Raw genomic sequence first — 17042 nt, 5'->3', positions numbered from 1 at the left:
AAAACATGAAGGTTCGAAAGAATTACAACCTGAATTTTCGTTTTTTCTGAATAAATAAGAAAAAACTGTTGGGAATTGATGTAATTCGTTCAGAAAAGGGGGATTTTGGTGGATCATTTAAAACGTCAAGATGAAAAGGTATTTGCTGCAATTGAGGCAGAACTAGGAAGACAGCGTTCAAAGATTGAGTTAATCGCTTCGGAGAACTTCGTAAGTGAAGCAGTAATGGAGGCGCAAGGTTCTGTTTTAACGAATAAGTATGCTGAAGGATATCCTGGAAAACGTTACTACGGTGGTTGTGAACACGTAGACGTAGTAGAAGATATCGCACGTGATCGCGTAAAAGAAATTTTCGGTGCAGAGCACGTAAATGTTCAACCACATTCTGGTGCACAAGCGAACATGGCAGTATATTTCACAATTCTAGAGCAAGGCGATACAGTACTTGGTATGAATTTATCTCATGGTGGTCACTTAACACACGGAAGCCCTGTTAACTTCAGTGGAGTACAATATAATTTCGTAGAATATGGCGTGGATGCTGACTCTCACCGTATTAATTACGATGATGTATTAGCAAAAGCGAAAGAACATAAACCAAAATTAATCGTAGCAGGTGCAAGTGCATACCCTCGTGTTATCGATTTCAAACGATTCCGTGAGATTGCAGATGAAGTGGGCGCATACTTAATGGTTGATATGGCACATATCGCTGGTTTAGTAGCTGCTGGTTTACATCCAAACCCAGTACCACATGCACATTTCGTTACAACAACAACACATAAAACATTACGTGGCCCGCGTGGTGGTATGATTTTATGTGAAGAGCAATTTGCAAAACAAATTGATAAATCAATCTTCCCTGGTATTCAAGGTGGCCCACTTATGCATGTAATCGCTGCAAAAGCTGTTGCATTTGGTGAGGTGCTTCAAGATGACTTTAAAACATATGCACAAAATATCATTAATAATGCGAACCGCTTAGCTGAAGGCCTTCAAAAAGAAGGACTTACACTTGTTTCTGGTGGAACAGACAATCACTTAATCTTGATTGATGTTCGTAATTTAGAAATCACAGGTAAAGTAGCGGAGCACGTATTAGATGAAGTTGGTATTACAGTGAACAAAAATACAATCCCATTTGAAACAGCAAGCCCATTTGTAACAAGTGGCGTACGTATCGGTACGGCAGCTGTAACATCTCGTGGTTTCGGTTTAGAAGACATGGATGAAATTGCTGCACTTATTGCTTATACATTAAAAAATCATGAAAATGAAGCTGCATTAGAAGAAGCACGTAAGCGTGTAGAAGCGTTAACGAGCAAATTCCCAATGTATACAGATCTATAATAGATTGAAAAAGACTGCTGAAACGTACTTGTTTTAGCAGTTTTTTTTGAGGACATATATTGTTTTTAAAGTATGTATACAAATGATGAATAAATTTTGGCGATATAATGAAGGATACAGCTCCCATTATTGGTAAAGATACTAGATAGATTCATCGTAAAATCATGATTTTGCCAAATTTGCCCTTGAATATTAGTAGCGTTTTCTTTACAATCGTAAATAGTGTAAAAAAGCGTGCAAACGCATGAATATCATCTAAAGGAGAGATTCACATGGGAAAACTGTATGTATTTGATCACCCGTTAATTCAACATAAGATTACATATATTCGCGATAAGAATACAGGTACGAAAGATTTTCGTGAATTAGTGGACGAAGTAGCAAGCTTAATGGCTTTCGAAATTACTCGCGACCTTCCACTTAAAGACATTGAAATTGAAACGCCTGTAAGTAAAGCGACAACAAAAGTGATCGCTGGTAAAAAACTTGGTTTAATTCCGATTTTACGTGCAGGTTTAGGAATGGTTGATGGAATTCTGAAATTAATTCCAGCAGCAAAAGTAGGACACGTTGGTTTATACCGTGACCCTGAAACATTGCAACCGGTAGAATACTATGTGAAACTTCCAACGGATGTAGAAGAGCGTGACTTTATCGTACTAGATCCGATGCTAGCAACAGGTGGTTCTGCAGCTGAAGCAATTAACTCTCTGAAAAAACGCGGTGCGAAACAAATTAAATTAATGTGTATCGTAGCAGCTCCAGAAGGAGTAAAAGTAGTACAAGAAGAGCATCCTGATGTTGATATTTATGTAGCAGCATTAGATGAAAAGTTAAATGACCACGGTTATGTAGTGCCAGGTCTTGGTGATGCTGGTGACCGTTTATTCGGAACGAAGTAAGACAACTGACGAGAGGGAATTCCCTACTCGTCTTTTTTTGTCCCGGGTATGCAGGCAGGGGAGGGGGATAAATATGCAACGTGTATACAACATAAGTTGCATACACAACACATATAATATAGAAGTCTTACGTCTAAGGAGCACTATATTATGGAAGGAAAGCGTTATATCTTAAAAATATAATAGTGACAAACTTGTGAACATTTCCTTCCATTATAAAGAGAAAACTGTTAGAAATTGCATATCTCTAACCAGTATTTAGAAGGGGAACGTTTTCATTTTTGGGAGGAAATGCCTAATACTCAAATTTTTTGATTTTTTACGATTTCTCGTTGACACTGTTAATACCCTATTGTATGCTAACAACGGGGATAGATGGTAGGGCTTTCAGTGACAAAAATACATCTATTCCGTGACGAAAATGTAAACTTTTTATTTTGTATAGGATTTATGCAAAAAAATGAGTTATTATTAACACATCGTGAATGAGGGTTACATATTGGAGGGATGAATCCTTGCAAAAAAACGACCGCAGCCATATAAAAGCTTATGCTTTAATGTCAGGAATTCTTGCTCAATTAGTCGGTTCTATTCTTATTGGAATCTTTGGTGGGCAGTGGATTGATAATAAGGTTGGAACGTTTCCATTGTTTCTTATTATAGGTTTATTACTAGGATTAGGAACAGGGGTATACGCAATGATTCGACTCATTCGACATTACTATTCGGGAGAGCAATGATGATAGACGTACATGGACTTGTCCAAAGACAAAAGAAATATATGTACTACTTGCTTGCGCTTCTAGTGCTAGGATGGGGATTCACCTCTTACAAGGATGTATTTCTTGGGCTGATTATCGGAACGATTTTCAGTTTTCTTAGTTTGCGCATCATTGCACGTAGAACAGACAAGCTGTTAGATCGCGTAACGAATGGAGAAAACGTGAAGTTTAAGGCAACAGCGGTAAGTACATATTCGAGATTCGCGACAATTGGGTTATTAATTTTATTTGCAGCCAAATATCAAGAGTTAATTGCGATGTGGGGCTTAGGTGTAGGATTGCTGACAGGATATCTTGTCATGATCATAGATTTTCTTTATTTAGAGTATAAGAGCAGGGAAGAGAGGTGAATTACTAGTGGAACACGGTAAATTAGTTGAATTTCTAGGTTTAACGTTCGATTTGTCATCAGTTATGATGGTTACTGTAGCAGCAGTTATTGTTTTCTTAATCGCAGTTATAGGAACTCGCAGCTTAGCTCTTCGCCCAACAGGAATGCAAAATTTCATGGAATGGGTGTTTGACTTCGTGAAAGGGATTATCAATAGTACGATGGACTGGAAAACAGGTGGACGTTTCTTAACGCTTGGCGTTACGCTTATCATGTTTATCATCGTATCGAACTTCCTTGGTTTACCATTCATGTATTCAACAGTTGAGGCTGGCGAACATATTGCATGGTGGAGATCACCAACGTCTGATCCAGCAGTTACATTAACATTAGCCGTGATGGTAGTTACCCTCACCCATTATTATGGAATTAAGATGAAGGGTACGAAAGAATACGTTAAAGGTTATTTCCAACCTATGAAATTCTTATTCCCATTAAAGGTTATTGAGGAGTTTGCTAACACATTAACGTTAGGTCTTCGTTTGTTCGGTAACATTTATGCAGGTGAAATCCTGTTAGGATTACTTGCTAAGTTAGGCGGAGCATCAGTTCTTGGAGCATTAGGTGCGCTTGTACCGATGTTAGCATGGATGGGATTCAGTGTATTCGTTGGATCAATCCAGTCATTTATTTTCGTTATGTTAACGATGGTTTATATGGCTCATAAAGTAAGCCATGACCATTAATATAATTTAAGTAAGAAAAAATTTATTTTTTTATAATACAAAGGAGGACAAATTAAATGAGTTTAGGTGTAATCGCAGCTGCAATTGCAATTGGTTTATCAGCATTAGGTGCAGGTATTGGTAACGGTCTTATCGTATCACGTACAATCGAAGGTGTTGCTCGTCAACCAGAATTAAAAGGCGCACTTCAAACAATTATGTTCATCGGGGTTGCTTTAGTTGAGGCACTTCCAATCATCGGTGTAGTTATTGCTTTCATCGTAATGAACAAATAAGGGAGACTCCCCTTACATAGATGGCGAAGAGTGTTTTTTGAACTTTCTTCGCCATTGCTTTATGAACGAAACGTATGTCTTTTTTTTTCATATGATCAATTTAGATATTTTGAAGGGAGTGAATCCTTGTGCCAACTTTATTATTAGGGGCTGCCATTCCATTTGGAACGATTGCTTATACATTGTTCATTTTCTTACTTCTATTAGTAATGCTACGCAAATTTGCGTGGGGTCCTTTAATGGGAATTATGAAAGAACGTGAAGAGCATGTTACTAGTGAAATCGACGCTGCAGAAAGAAGTAACGCTGAAGCGAAGAAATTAGTAGAAGAACAACGTGAAATGTTAAAACAATCGCGTGTTGAAGCACAAGAGTTAATCGAAAGAGCGAAAAAACAAGCTGTAGATCAAAAAGATGTGATTGTTGCTGCTGCGAAAGAAGAAGCAGAATCAATTAAAGCATCTGCTGTACAAGAAATTCAACGCGAAAAAGAGCAAGCGATTGCTGCTTTACAAGAACAAGTCGCTTCTTTATCTGTTCAAATTGCTTCTAAAGTAATTGAAAAAGAGTTAAAAGAAGAAGATCAAGTGAAGTTAATTCGCGATTATATTAAAGAAGTAGGAGAAGCGCGATGAGCAATGGGATTGTAGCAAAACGTTATGCTGTCGCTCTTTTTAAAATTGCAAAAGAAAAACACGTATTAGAAATGTTTGAAGAGGAATTACGCCTTGTACAAAACGTTTATGTAAAGAACGGAGAACTACATAGCTTTTTAACGCAACCGAACATTTCAAAAGAGCAGAAGAAAACGTTTCTTGCAAACGTATTCGGATCTGTTTCTGAATCTATTTTAAATACGTTATATATTTTAATTGATAACAAGCGCATTGAAATCTTACCTGAAATTGCAGATGAATATGTTGTTCTTGCTAATGAAGAACGTAACGTAGCGGATGCAACTGTGTATTCTACTCGTCTTCTATCTGAAGAAGAGAAGCTTAACATTGCAGAAGCATTTGCAAAGAGAACGGGAAAAGATGCAATTCGCGTAAAAAATGTTGTAGATGAAGATTTACTAGGCGGCATTAAAGTACGTATTGGAAATCGCATTTATGATGGAAGTTTACAAGGAAAATTAGCACGTATTCAACGTGAATTAATGAAGAATAGATAGGGGTGAAGCACATGAGCATCAGAGCTGAAGAAATTAGCGCACTGATAAAGCAACAAATCGAGAACTATCAGTCTGAAATCGAAGTTAGTGATGTTGGTACAGTTATCCAAGTTGGTGACGGTATCGCGCGTGCTCATGGTCTTGATAACGTTATGGCTGGTGAACTTGTAGAGTTCTCTAACGGCGTTATGGGGCTAGCACAAAACTTAGAAGAAAACAATGTAGGTATCATTATTTTAGGACCTTACACAGAAATCCGTGAAGGTGACGAAGTTCGTCGTACTGGTCGCATCATGCAAGTACCAGTAGGGAAAGAACTAATCGGTCGTGTTGTAAACCCATTAGGTCAACCAGTTGATGGTTTAGGCCCAATCAATACAACAAACACTCGTCCAATCGAAAGTCCAGCACCAGGTGTAATGGATCGTAAATCTGTTCATGAGCCACTTCAAACAGGTATTAAAGCGATCGATGCTCTTGTACCAATTGGCCGTGGTCAACGTGAGTTAATCATCGGTGACCGTCAAACAGGTAAAACAGCAGTTGCACTTGATACAATCATTAATCAAAAAGATGAAGATATGATTTGTATCTATGTAGCTATCGGACAAAAAGAATCAACTGTACGTAACGTAGTAGAAACACTACGTAAGCACGGTGCATTAGATTACACAATCGTTGTAACTGCATCAGCTTCTCAACCAGCTCCATTATTATACTTAGCTCCTTACGCTGGTGTAACAATGGGTGAAGAGTTCATGTACAATGGTAAACACGTATTAGTAGTATATGATGACTTATCAAAACAAGCAGCGGCTTACCGTGAGCTTTCATTACTATTACGTCGTCCTCCAGGTCGTGAAGCATATCCAGGGGATGTATTCTACTTACATTCTCGCTTATTAGAGCGTGCAGCAAAATTAAGTGATGCAAGAGGCGGCGGTTCTTTAACTGCACTACCTTTCATCGAAACACAAGCAGGGGACGTATCAGCTTACATCCCAACAAACGTAATCTCGATTACGGATGGACAAATCTTCTTACAATCTGACCTATTCTTCTCTGGCGTACGTCCAGCGATCGATGCGGGTACTTCTGTATCACGTGTAGGTGGATCTGCTCAGATTAAAGCAATGAGTAAAGTATCAGGTACACTTCGTCTTGACCTTGCATCTTACCGTGAGTTAGAAGCGTTCGCTCAGTTCGGTTCTGACCTTGATAAAGCAACACAAGCGAAACTAAACCGTGGTGCTCGTACAGTTGAGGTATTAAAACAAGGATTACACAAACCGTTACGTGTAGAGAAACAAGTTATCATTCTTTACGCTTTAACACGTGGATTCCTAGATGATATCCCAGTAGTCGATATCACTCGTTTCGAAGAAGAATTCCATGCTTGGTTAGATTCAAATGCAGCTGACTTATTAAGCGAAATCCGCACAACTAAGAAACTTGCGGATGACGACAAATTTGCAGCAGCAATTAACGGATTTAAAAAAGTATTCGTAGCTTCTGAGTAATTAATAAAAGCGGAAGCGGCTCGATTTGAATGTGAAGTGAAGCCACCGAGCATTCAAGCCGCTGGAGCTAGATAGTATATATAAAAGGCATCTCAGGTTCTGAGATTGCTGACGGTTATGTAGAGGAAAAGAGTAGGTGCACCTATTCTTTTCCTTCAATCATGAGCAAGAATATCTTGCAACGTAGATTAGGAAGAGGATTCTTACTAATCGTGCCAACTTCCGGAAAAAAGGTGGTGAAAACCTGTGGCATCTTTACGCGATATAAAAGCGAAGATTACCTCGACAAAGAAAACGAGTCAAATTACGAAAGCGATGGAGATGGTATCTGCATCTAAGTTAAACCGTGCAGAGCAAAATGCTAAATCTTTCGTTCCGTATATGGAAAAGATTCAAGAAGTAGTAGCGAGCATTGCGCAAGGAAGTAAAGGAATTAATCATCCAATGCTAAATGCGCGTCCTGTAAAGCGTACAGGATACATCGTTATTACATCTGATCGCGGACTAGCAGGTGGTTATAACAGTAACGTATTACGTACAGTTAGTAACGTGATTCGTGAACGTCATAATATGGATTCAAACCAATATTCAATTATTGTGCTTGGCCGACTAGGACGTGATTATTTAAAACGTCGCGGATTTAACATCATTGATGAAGTAGTTGGATTATCTGACCACCCATCATTTACTGATATTAAAGATCTTGCTTCTCGAGCAATTGCGATGTTCGCAGATGGTGCTTATGATGAGCTGTATATTTACTACAACCATTACGTAAGTAAAATTTCACAAGAAGTAACGGAAAATAAAATTTTACCGCTTACTGATGTGGCGTCTGACAAACCGACGACAGCTTATGAATTCGAACCTTCTGAAGAAGAAATATTAAAAGTATTATTGCCACAATACGCAGAAAGCTTAGTGTACGGTGCATTACTAGACGGTAAAGCAAGTGAGCACGCGGCGCGTATGACAGCAATGAAGAGTGCTACAGACAACGCAATGGAAGTTATCGATTCACTTACACTTTCATTCAACCGTGCACGTCAAGCAGCGATTACGCAAGAAATTACGGAAATCGTTGGTGGAGCAGCAGCGTTAGAATAGTAATAAAAAGTGGAAGCGGCTCGTCCAGAACAGGAGGGCATTGGAGCTCCTGACGAAGAGGCGTAATTTGCCTCACAGGAAGGCGCGAAATGACCGACTGTTCTAGCCGCTGGAACTAGATTCAATAAAAAGTGGAAGCGGCTCTGTCAAAAGAGTCGCATAAGCTATAAACTAATAAAAAATTAAAAGCCGACTTCTCTTAGAAAGCTGGCTAATTAAAAGAAAGCTAGGAGGGAACCCGATGAATAAAGGGCGCGTTACGCAAATCATGGGTCCGGTTGTAGACGTTAAGTTTGATGGCGGAAAGCTACCAGAAATCTACAACGCCCTTACGGTAAAACAAAGCAACGAAAACGGAGCAAACATTAACTTAACATTTGAAGTTGCACTTCATTTAGGTGATGACACAGTTCGTACAGTTGCAATGTCTTCCACAGATGGACTTGTTCGTGGCACAGAAGTAGAAGATACTGGTAAAGCAATCTCTGTACCAGTTGGTGATGCAACACTTGGTCGTGTATTTAACGTATTAGGTGATGCAATTGACTTAGATGGTGAACTTCCTGCGGATGTACACCGTGATCCAATTCACCGTCAAGCACCTGCATTCGAAGAGTTATCTACTAAAGTAGAAATTCTTGAAACTGGTATTAAAGTAGTAGACTTACTTGCTCCTTACATTAAGGGTGGTAAAATCGGTCTATTCGGTGGTGCCGGCGTAGGTAAAACAGTATTAATTCAGGAATTAATTAACAACATCGCACAAGAGCACGGTGGTATCTCTGTATTCGCTGGTGTAGGTGAGCGTACTCGTGAGGGTAATGACTTATACCACGAAATGAGTGATTCTGGCGTAATCAAGAAAACTGCGATGGTATTCGGACAAATGAACGAGCCACCTGGAGCACGTCAACGTGTTGCATTAACAGGTTTAACAATGGCTGAGCATTTCCGTGATGAGCAAGGACAAGACGTACTATTGTTCATCGATAACATCTTCCGTTTCACGCAAGCGGGTTCTGAAGTATCTGCCCTTCTTGGTCGTATGCCATCTGCGGTAGGTTACCAACCAACACTTGCAACAGAAATGGGTCAATTACAAGAGCGTATTACATCTACAAATAAAGGGTCTATCACGTCTATCCAAGCGGTATATGTACCAGCCGATGACTATACTGACCCAGCACCAGCTACAACGTTCGCTCACTTAGATGCAACAACAAACTTAGAGCGTCGTTTAACGCAAATGGGTATTTACCCAGCCGTAGATCCATTAGCATCTACATCTCGTGCACTTTCTCCAGAAATCGTAGGAGAAGAGCATTATGAGGTAGCTCGTCAAGTACAGCAAACTTTACAACGTTATAAAGAGCTTCAAGACATCATCGCTATCTTAGGTATGGATGAGTTATCTGAAGAAGATAAGTTAGTTGTACATCGTGCTCGTCGTATTCAATTCTTCTTATCTCAAAACTTCCACGTAGCTGAGCAGTTTACAGGTCAAAAAGGTTCTTATGTACCTGTAAAAAATACAGTTAGTGGTTTCAAAGAAATTCTAGAAGGAAAATATGATGACCTTCCAGAAGATGCATTCCGCCTTGTTGGTGGCATTGAAGAAGTTATTGAAAACGCGAAGAAAATGATGGCGTAAGGCCTTAGGGGGGACGAAGTATGAAGACATTTCCAGTCAGTATTGTAACTCCTGATGGACCGGTTTACGAAAAAGAAGTAGAGATGGTAAGTGTAAAAGCAGAGAGTGGGGAAATGGGGATCTTACCAGGTCACATTCCAACTGTTGCACCATTAAAAATTAGTGCAGTTCGTCTGAAAAATGGTGGACACACTGATTATGTAGCAGTTAGCGGTGGCTTTATCGAAGTTCGTCCAGATAAAGTAACTGTATTATCATCATCTGCTGAAGAAGCAAACCATATCGATATCCATCGTGCAAATGAAGCGAAGCGTCGCGCTGAGCAACGTATGCAAGACAAACAAGCACATGTTGACTTTAAACGTGCAGAAATGGCATTACAACGTGCTGTGAACCGTTTAAACGTTTCCGATATGAAATAAAAAAATCCGTAAAGGTAAAACCTTTACGGATTTTTTTTATTGTATTTTATGGGTAATTTTACAAAAATGGTATAATTGCATTGATGGTTGTATAAGTAGAGAATGTACAACAATTTATATTTCATAAAGGGGATGAATCAATGATCGGTGAAATGAAACGAGAAGCGTTGCACTCTTTAAAGGGGAATTGGGGACTAGGTGTTGGATCAACGATTTTATATTTTATTTTAAGTTATGTTGTTTCAATGGCTGCAATGCTTATACTTTTAATTCCAGGACTTATTCTATTTTTTTTAATTGTTAGCTTCGCTGGTTCAATTGAAGGGGAAACAATATCAATTGGAGCAGCTATTACATTTGGGGTATTTTATTGTATCATGATAATTTTGAGTAACGCATCGTATGGTATTACATCATACGGTTATACGAATGTATGTCTACAGATTAGTAAACGAGAAGGTGCTAAAGTAGATTACTTATTCGAAGGATTTCGTGGTTTTAAAAGAATGATGAAAACAATGTGGGCAATGCTTGCGATTTTGTTATATACAGGTACATGGATTCCGATGTTGTTAATAGGCTTATTTGCATTGTTAGGTGAAGAAGGGAATACGTCATTTGCAATTGCTTTCTTCGTACTATTAGCTATTTCAATCGTTGGCATGATTGTGATGTATTTTTCTTATGCAATGACGTACTATGTAATGATTGGAAATCCAGAATATAGTGTGTCACAAGCAATGAAAGAAAGTAAGGGTCTTATGAAGGGACATAAGTTAGATTTGTTTCTTTTATGGCTTAGTTTTATAGGGTGGGTTATTTTAGCGATTTTGACATTTGGAATAGGTTTTCTTTGGCTTAGTCCGTATATGGGTACAACGACATCTCATTTTTATCGCTATATTTCAAAAGATGAATTGCGGTAAGAACATGCTATACTAATAGAATTGTTACGTATAGGAGGCTAATTATGATTAGTGATTTAAAAGGAGAAGCGTTAGACTCTCTAGAAGGAAAATGGGGCTTAGCTGTTGGGGCAACATTATTAATTTCAATTCTTATCACGATGTTTAGTTTTAGTGTTAAGTGGGGATTTTCTTCAACTTTCGGTTGGCAAGATACAACTGGTTCATTTTCGATAGATATTCTTACACTTTTTGTTACCGGACCGTTAACTTTAGGGGGGTATTATCTGGCTTTAAATATCATTCGTGAAAAACAAGCTAGTATCGGCAATGTATTTGTTTGGTTTACAGAGGGGAAAAGATTTTTAAAATCATTTTTAGTATATTTATTAGTGAATCTTTATCTTCTTTTATGGACTTTACTTTTCATTATTCCAGGCATTATTAAATCATTTTCTTATGCGATGACGTATTTTATTATAAACGATCATCCCGAGTATTCATTGAATCAAGCCATTACAGAAAGCCGTCGTATGATGGATGGGCATAAAATGGAGTATTTCATTTTATGTTTAAGTTTTATTGGTTGGTTTATATTAAGTTGTATTACATTAGGGATTGGATTCCTCTGGTTAATTCCATATTTCTATACGACAGCTTCAGCTTTTTACGAAGAGGTTGCAGAAGAATATTACGAGAAAAAAACCCCAACAATATAAAGTGAAACTGTTGTCATTGGGGCTTTATTCATCCCAAAATGATAACGAACTTTCACTCTCGCAAATAGCAGGATAAAAACACCCAGTGTGAATTAATTGTTCATACTGGGTGTTTTTTGTAGAAATTTTATAAACTGTTTACTTGTTAAAGGTTTACTGAAATAGTAACCTTGCATATATTTACAGTTGTTTTTTTGTAGAAACTTAAGTTGTTTTTCCGTTTCAATTCCTTCAGCAATGACAGAGAGATTTAAAGTATTTGCAAGAGAAAGGATAGTGGAAAAGATGGCTCTTTCTTCAGGGCGATGATCGGCTAGTTGTGTAAATTCTCTTGGTACCTTTAATGTATCGATAGGGAAAATTGATAAATAAGCGAGAGAAGAATAGCCAGTACCGAAGTCATCAATGGCCGTTTGAATGCCATATTCTTTTAATTGCTTCAGTCTCGATAGTGTTTCTTTTTCATTAATCATCGCAATTCGTTCTGTTAACTCAAGTGTGACATGTTTTGGATCGACCTGCACGTCGTTTAATATTTGTGAAATGTTTTCGATTAATTGATTTTGTTGGAACTCTTTTGCTGATAAATTAACGCTTATTTTTAAATTTTGATAGCCAAAGGTATGCCATATTTTTAATTGGAGACAGGCTTCTTTTAATACCCAATGTCCAAGTGGAACGACTTGTGGCGTTTCTTCTACAATTGGAATGAACTCACATGGTGAAATGTCACCTAATAGTGGATGTTTCCAACGTATTAATGCTTCAGCGCCGATAATTTTATTTGTTGTCGTATCAATTTGTGGCTGATAGACGAGATAAAATTCCTTGTTTACTAAAGCGAGTGGCAAATCCTTTTCGATTCGAGCTTTTCGTTCTATTTTCTTATATAGTTCTTTCGTATAAAGAGAGCTACGATTTTTTCCTTTATTTTTTGCTTCGTACATGGCCATATCGGCATGTTGTAAAATAGAAAGTGGGTCTTCGCCCGCTTCAGGGTATATTGCAATCCCGATACTCGGTGAGATTCGTAAATGCTGATTTTCGATTTCGAATGGTTTGTTCATGGCCGCTACAATCATATCAGCTATTTTTTTTACATCTGTCCTTTTTTTATAATTTTCGATGAGGATTGTGAACTCATCTCCAGCTAGTCGAGCAAGTTTCATATGCTGTGTTGATAATCGTTCAAGCCTTTTGGCTACTGCAATTAATAGGAGGTCTCCCACCCGATGCCCGAGAGTATCATTAATAACCTTAAAGCGGTCTAAATCGAGAAACATAACAGCAAAGGAGCTTTTCGATATTTTTGCTCGTGCAATCGCCTTTTCTAAATATTGATGAAATGCACGGCGATTTGCAAGTTCAGTTAAAGTATCATGATATGCTAGGAAGTTAATTTGTTCTTGTTGTTGTTTGCTTTCCGTAATATCTTTAATCATTAAGTAGACCCCTGAAATATGATCCTTTAAAAAGATGGGAACAGCTGTAACATGCAAGTAGTAAATATCTCTGTTTTTGTGATACGCTCGTATTTCTAAAGAGATAGAATTCCCCTTTTTTACGCGATGAAAGGCGTTAATAATTTCTTCTAAATCTTCTTCGTATATGAGTGAGTAGTAAGGTTGATTTAATAATTCATTCGTTTGATACCCTAGTAAAGTAGTACCAGCGTTATTAACTTTAAGAAAATTGCCGTACAAATCTAATGTGAAGATTGGATCTGGATGGTGCTCGTATAAAGATTTAAACATTTGTTGGTTATGATAGAGCTCATTTTTTTGTTCTACTAAATCTTCTGTACGTAGTTCAATTTGTTTCTCGAGTTCCAAGTTGAATTGCATTTGGGCTAGTAATAATATTTTATTTTGTTTTCGAACTAAACTATGGCGTATGAGAACGAAAGTGAAAGTTATTATAAGCCCGATTACTACAATGGGGGCAAAAACATATTCGGCCAATATAAAAATAATAAGCATTACTACAGAAATATAAGGTAATGATAATCGGATTGATTCACCAAATTTAGGCGTTAATAGTACCTGCTCTTGTTTTTCAGGCTCTTTCGTATGAAGAATACAGGCGATTGCTGCTAGCACTAAAACCACTTGATAGAACGGAGTAACTGTAAACATAGAATACGCTGGTGTGAAATATTTTATATAAGCATAAATAGCATCTGTAGTAGCATACAAAATTAAAGCACTACCAAGAAGTGCACCAACTTGTTTTGGTAATAAGGATAATGGTCTGAATAAAAGGTTGATTCCAATTAAAAGAAAGAGTAAATCAGCCATTGGATAGGTAAGTTGAACAAATATATCGATATAGGATGTTGTGAAAACGTGAATGGTTTGCTCAATAAGTAAGTAGTAACTTAAAGTAAATTGGGCTGTAACGATAATACAAATATCACATATCATAAAAAGCTTTTCTAATAAGTCCCGGTTATAAATGATCTCGTATAGAAAGGCAAGTGCAAAGCTAATTAAAAAAAGTAGGTAAAAAAAGTCAGACGGATCAACAAACGTATAGTAGTCCTTTAAAATTAAACGTTGATAGGAAACAACTATATCACCAATGAAATAAGAGAGAGCCCCAACAGATAATATGATCCAAAATAAACGGGATAACCCTTGTTTCGTATTTGTAAAATAAAATATATAACTACAAGCGATAATATCAATTAATAGGGTACTCATTCCAATTAATATTTGAAAGGGAAATGAGTATTCATATAGAAAGAGCATGGCTACGTAATGAATTGCGATAGAAAACAATAAAATGATTATAAGAATACTTACATGTGTTTGTTTTTTCATTTATATCACCTACGGTATATACATATAAACTTCCCTTTTTATTTTTTGTGATTGCCTAAAAAATATATATAAATTCTATACTTATTTTGCACCGGTATAGCGAGTTATAAAAATAGATTTTAATAATTCTTGTTTCTGTCCTCAACATATCGACATAGGAATTTGAAGTTTGCTATAATAAATAAAATAGTTTAATTATTTAGAAAAATTTAAAAATAATATTTGTCGCAACTGGGACATATTGTTTACTAAGTGAACTTGTTCTTAATTCAGGGGGGAGGGTTTCACAATGGCAAGTGTATATGAAAATAATTATATGATCGTTTTGATTTTCTTGCTAGTAGGCATATTACTGCCGGTAGTGGCTCTTACATTAGGAAGGATGCTGCGCCCAAACAAACCAAGTGCAGCAAAAGCGACGACGTATGAGAGTGGAATTGAGCCTTTTCATGATGCAAATATTCGGTTTCATGCTCGTTACTATATTTTCGCTTTATTGTTTGTCATCTTTGATGTAGAAACTTTATTTCTATATCCATGGGCTGTTGCATATGACAAGCTAGGTTTATTTGCATTAATTGAAATGCTCATCTTTGTTGTAATGTTGCTAGTTGGATTAGCTTATGCTTGGAAAAAGAAGGTGTTACAATGGTTATAAATTTTGAGGCACTACATCCAAATGAGCGAGCGGAATTAGAGAGAAATATCTTTTTTTCTACATTGGAGCAGTTAAAAGGGTGGGCGAGGAGTAATTCTTTATGGCCGATGACATTCGGACTGGCATGCTGTGCGATTGAAATGATGGGAGTAGGTTCATCACATTACGATTTAGATCGATTTGGGTCATTTTTTCGGACTTCACCAAGGCAATCAGATGTCATGATTGTGTCGGGAACGGTAACGAAGAAGATGGCTCCTATTGTTAGGCGTTTATATGATCAAATGCCTGAACCGAAATGGGTTATTGCGATGGGATCTTGTGCGACTGCTGGTGGTCCGTATGTGAATTCGTACGCTGTTGTGAAAGGTGTAGATCAAATTGTACCAGTTGATGTGTATATTCCTGGATGCCCACCAAACCCTGCAGCTTTAATTTATGGAATTAATAAGTTGAAAGAGAAAATTCGTTACGAGGCAAAGACAGGGAAGCAGGTGACGAATAAATGAGTAATCCAAATAAAGATTTAGAGGATCTGAAAAGAGAAGCTGCTAGGCGCGCGAAAGAAGAAGCGAGAAAACGTCTTGTTGCGAAACATGATGGGGAAATAAGTAAGCTTGAAGGAGAAAATCAAGAAAAAGAGAAAGCGCTACCAAAAATTGATGGAATGACTGTAGAAGAAGCAAAACAACGTGCAGCCGCAGCTGCGAAAGCAAAAGCAGCGGCGCTAGCAAAGCAAAAAAGAGAAGGAACAGAAGAAGTAACGGAAGAAGAAAAGGTCAAAGCGAAGGCGAAGGCGAAGGCAGCCGCAGCTGCGAAAGCAAAAGCGGCAGCATTAGCGAAGCAAAAAAGAGAAGGAACAGAAGAAGTAACGGAAGAAGAAAAGGCCAAAGCGAAGGCGAAGGCAGCCGCAGCTGCGAAAGCAAAAGCGGCTGCGCTAGCGAAGCAAAAAAGAGAAGGAACAGAAGAGGTAACGGAAGAAGAAAAGGCTAAAGCGAAGGCGAAGGCCGTGGCAGCTGCGAAAGCAAAAGCAGCGGCGCTAGCGAAACAGAAAGCTTCGCAAGGTGATGGGAATTTGGGAGATGAAAAGGCGAAGGCAATTGCAGCAGCGAAGGCGAAAGCGGCTGCGGCGGCAAGGGCGAAGACGAAGGGTGCTGAAAGTGAAAAGGAAGATGTACCGAAGCAAGAAGAACCGTCCGTTAATCAGCCGTATCTCAATCAGTATGTTGAGGTTATTAGGGGTAAATTAGGAGGTAGCACATTAGTAGATTCCTATATTAATAAACTTTCAAAAGATGTACCAACTCTTGTGGTGGATCCTTCAAAATATTATGAGGTGATGGAGTTACTACGATTCCATGAGGGACTTGCTTTTGATTATATGTCAGAGCTACATGCGACAGATTTTGTGACTCATATGGAAGTGTATGTTCATTTATTTTCATATGGAAAGAAACAGTCTGTAGCGGTGAAGGTAAAGCTGGATAGAGAAGTGCCGCAAGTTGAATCGGTAACAGCGCTGTGGAAAGGGGCTGACTGGCCGGAGCGAGAAGCGTATGATCTGCTAGGCATTGCATTTAAGGGACATCCGAATTTATTGCGTATTTTAATGCCTGATGATTGGGTAGGGTATCCGCTTAGGAAAGATTATGAACCGTATGATGTGGAGGTGTAACTT

Annotated in this window: 19 protein-coding genes; 18 read left to right on the top strand and 1 reads right to left on the bottom strand. The window is 38.0% G+C overall.

The window, feature by feature from the left end:
* The first annotated feature begins 108 nt into the window (after positions 1 to 108).
* The 15 genes from glyA (at position 109) to ACUN26_RS22965 (ending at position 11884) form a co-directional block, all read left to right on the top strand.
* Positions 109 to 1350 (top strand): serine hydroxymethyltransferase, encoded by a 1242-nt coding sequence (glyA, locus tag ACUN26_RS23035; RefSeq protein WP_000349812.1) that lies wholly within the window; start codon positions 109 to 111, stop codon positions 1348 to 1350.
* A gap of 272 nt (positions 1351 to 1622) precedes the next feature.
* Positions 1623 to 2252 (top strand): uracil phosphoribosyltransferase, encoded by a 630-nt coding sequence (gene upp, locus ACUN26_RS23030; protein WP_000517536.1) that lies wholly within the window; start codon positions 1623 to 1625, stop codon positions 2250 to 2252.
* A gap of 375 nt (positions 2253 to 2627) precedes the next feature.
* A complete protein-coding gene (locus ACUN26_RS23025; RefSeq protein WP_000232961.1) occupies positions 2628 to 2741 on the top strand; it encodes a DUF4024 domain-containing protein in 114 nt (37 codons plus the stop codon).
* Between the two features lie 26 nt (positions 2742 to 2767).
* On the top strand, positions 2768 to 2992 hold the full coding sequence (locus ACUN26_RS23020; RefSeq protein ID WP_001171219.1) for an AtpZ/AtpI family protein: 225 nt from the start codon (positions 2768 to 2770) through the stop codon (positions 2990 to 2992).
* Complete coding sequence (locus ACUN26_RS23015; protein WP_000567600.1) at positions 2992 to 3384, top strand: ATP synthase subunit I; 393 nt, start codon at positions 2992 to 2994, stop codon at positions 3382 to 3384. The genes ACUN26_RS23020 and ACUN26_RS23015 overlap by 1 nt, the downstream gene beginning before the upstream one ends.
* Positions 3385 to 3391: 7 nt before the next feature.
* On the top strand, positions 3392 to 4111 hold the full coding sequence (gene atpB / locus ACUN26_RS23010) for a F0F1 ATP synthase subunit A (protein ID WP_000399876.1): 720 nt from the start codon (positions 3392 to 3394) through the stop codon (positions 4109 to 4111).
* A 56-nt stretch (positions 4112 to 4167) separates the two neighbouring features.
* A complete protein-coding gene (gene atpE, locus ACUN26_RS23005; protein WP_000052064.1) occupies positions 4168 to 4386 on the top strand; it encodes a F0F1 ATP synthase subunit C in 219 nt (72 codons plus the stop codon).
* 128 nt (positions 4387 to 4514) lie between these two features.
* Entirely contained in the window at positions 4515 to 5021 is a 507-nt protein-coding gene (atpF, locus tag ACUN26_RS23000; RefSeq protein WP_001142619.1) for a F0F1 ATP synthase subunit B, read from the top strand.
* Positions 5018 to 5560, top strand: a complete 543-nt coding sequence (gene atpH, locus ACUN26_RS22995) for a F0F1 ATP synthase subunit delta (RefSeq protein ID WP_000064686.1) — start codon at positions 5018 to 5020, stop codon at positions 5558 to 5560. The genes atpF and atpH overlap by 4 nt, the downstream gene beginning before the upstream one ends.
* Positions 5561 to 5571: 11 nt before the next feature.
* The gene (gene atpA / locus ACUN26_RS22990) at positions 5572 to 7080 is read left to right on the top strand and encodes a F0F1 ATP synthase subunit alpha (protein WP_000027515.1); all 1509 of its coding nucleotides are present in this window, start codon (positions 5572 to 5574) and stop codon (positions 7078 to 7080) included.
* Positions 7081 to 7326: 246 nt separating this feature from the next.
* Positions 7327 to 8187, top strand: coding sequence for a F0F1 ATP synthase subunit gamma (gene atpG, locus ACUN26_RS22985; RefSeq protein ID WP_000157703.1), 861 nt, complete (start codon positions 7327 to 7329; stop codon positions 8185 to 8187).
* Between the two features lie 241 nt (positions 8188 to 8428).
* The gene (gene atpD, locus ACUN26_RS22980) at positions 8429 to 9838 is read left to right on the top strand and encodes a F0F1 ATP synthase subunit beta (RefSeq protein ID WP_001032588.1); all 1410 of its coding nucleotides are present in this window, start codon (positions 8429 to 8431) and stop codon (positions 9836 to 9838) included.
* A gap of 20 nt (positions 9839 to 9858) precedes the next feature.
* Entirely contained in the window at positions 9859 to 10260 is a 402-nt protein-coding gene (atpC, locus tag ACUN26_RS22975; RefSeq protein ID WP_000847214.1) for a F0F1 ATP synthase subunit epsilon, read from the top strand.
* Between the two features lie 140 nt (positions 10261 to 10400).
* The gene (locus ACUN26_RS22970) at positions 10401 to 11186 is read left to right on the top strand and encodes a DUF975 family protein (RefSeq protein WP_000578812.1); all 786 of its coding nucleotides are present in this window, start codon (positions 10401 to 10403) and stop codon (positions 11184 to 11186) included.
* Positions 11187 to 11230: 44 nt separating this feature from the next.
* Positions 11231 to 11884, top strand: coding sequence for a DUF975 family protein (locus ACUN26_RS22965; protein ID WP_000622474.1), 654 nt, complete (start codon positions 11231 to 11233; stop codon positions 11882 to 11884).
* A gap of 92 nt (positions 11885 to 11976) precedes the next feature.
* On the opposite strand, the gene ACUN26_RS22960 is transcribed toward ACUN26_RS22965, so the two are convergent.
* The gene (locus ACUN26_RS22960) at positions 11977 to 14706 is read right to left on the bottom strand and encodes a putative bifunctional diguanylate cyclase/phosphodiesterase (RefSeq protein WP_000744967.1); all 2730 of its coding nucleotides are present in this window, start codon (positions 14704 to 14706) and stop codon (positions 11977 to 11979) included.
* Positions 14707 to 14995: 289 nt separating this feature from the next.
* Between ACUN26_RS22960 and nuoA the strand changes: the two genes are divergently transcribed.
* From nuoA to ACUN26_RS22945, 3 genes are read left to right on the top strand one after another with little or no spacing between them, the layout of a single operon-like run.
* Complete coding sequence (gene nuoA / locus ACUN26_RS22955) at positions 14996 to 15364, top strand: NADH-quinone oxidoreductase subunit NuoA (protein WP_000179269.1); 369 nt, start codon at positions 14996 to 14998, stop codon at positions 15362 to 15364.
* Entirely contained in the window at positions 15355 to 15873 is a 519-nt protein-coding gene (gene nuoB, locus ACUN26_RS22950) for an NADH-quinone oxidoreductase subunit NuoB (RefSeq protein ID WP_000236327.1), read from the top strand. The genes nuoA and nuoB overlap by 10 nt, the downstream gene beginning before the upstream one ends.
* Complete coding sequence (locus tag ACUN26_RS22945) at positions 15870 to 17039, top strand: NADH-quinone oxidoreductase subunit C (RefSeq protein ID WP_445540888.1); 1170 nt, start codon at positions 15870 to 15872, stop codon at positions 17037 to 17039. The genes nuoB and ACUN26_RS22945 overlap by 4 nt, the downstream gene beginning before the upstream one ends.
* Positions 17040 to 17042 lie beyond the last annotated feature (3 nt).

This window comes from Bacillus sp. WC2503 (assembly GCF_052682895.1).
The sequence above is the reverse complement of the archived record's forward strand: the minus strand, read 5'-3'. Positions and strand labels throughout refer to the sequence as shown.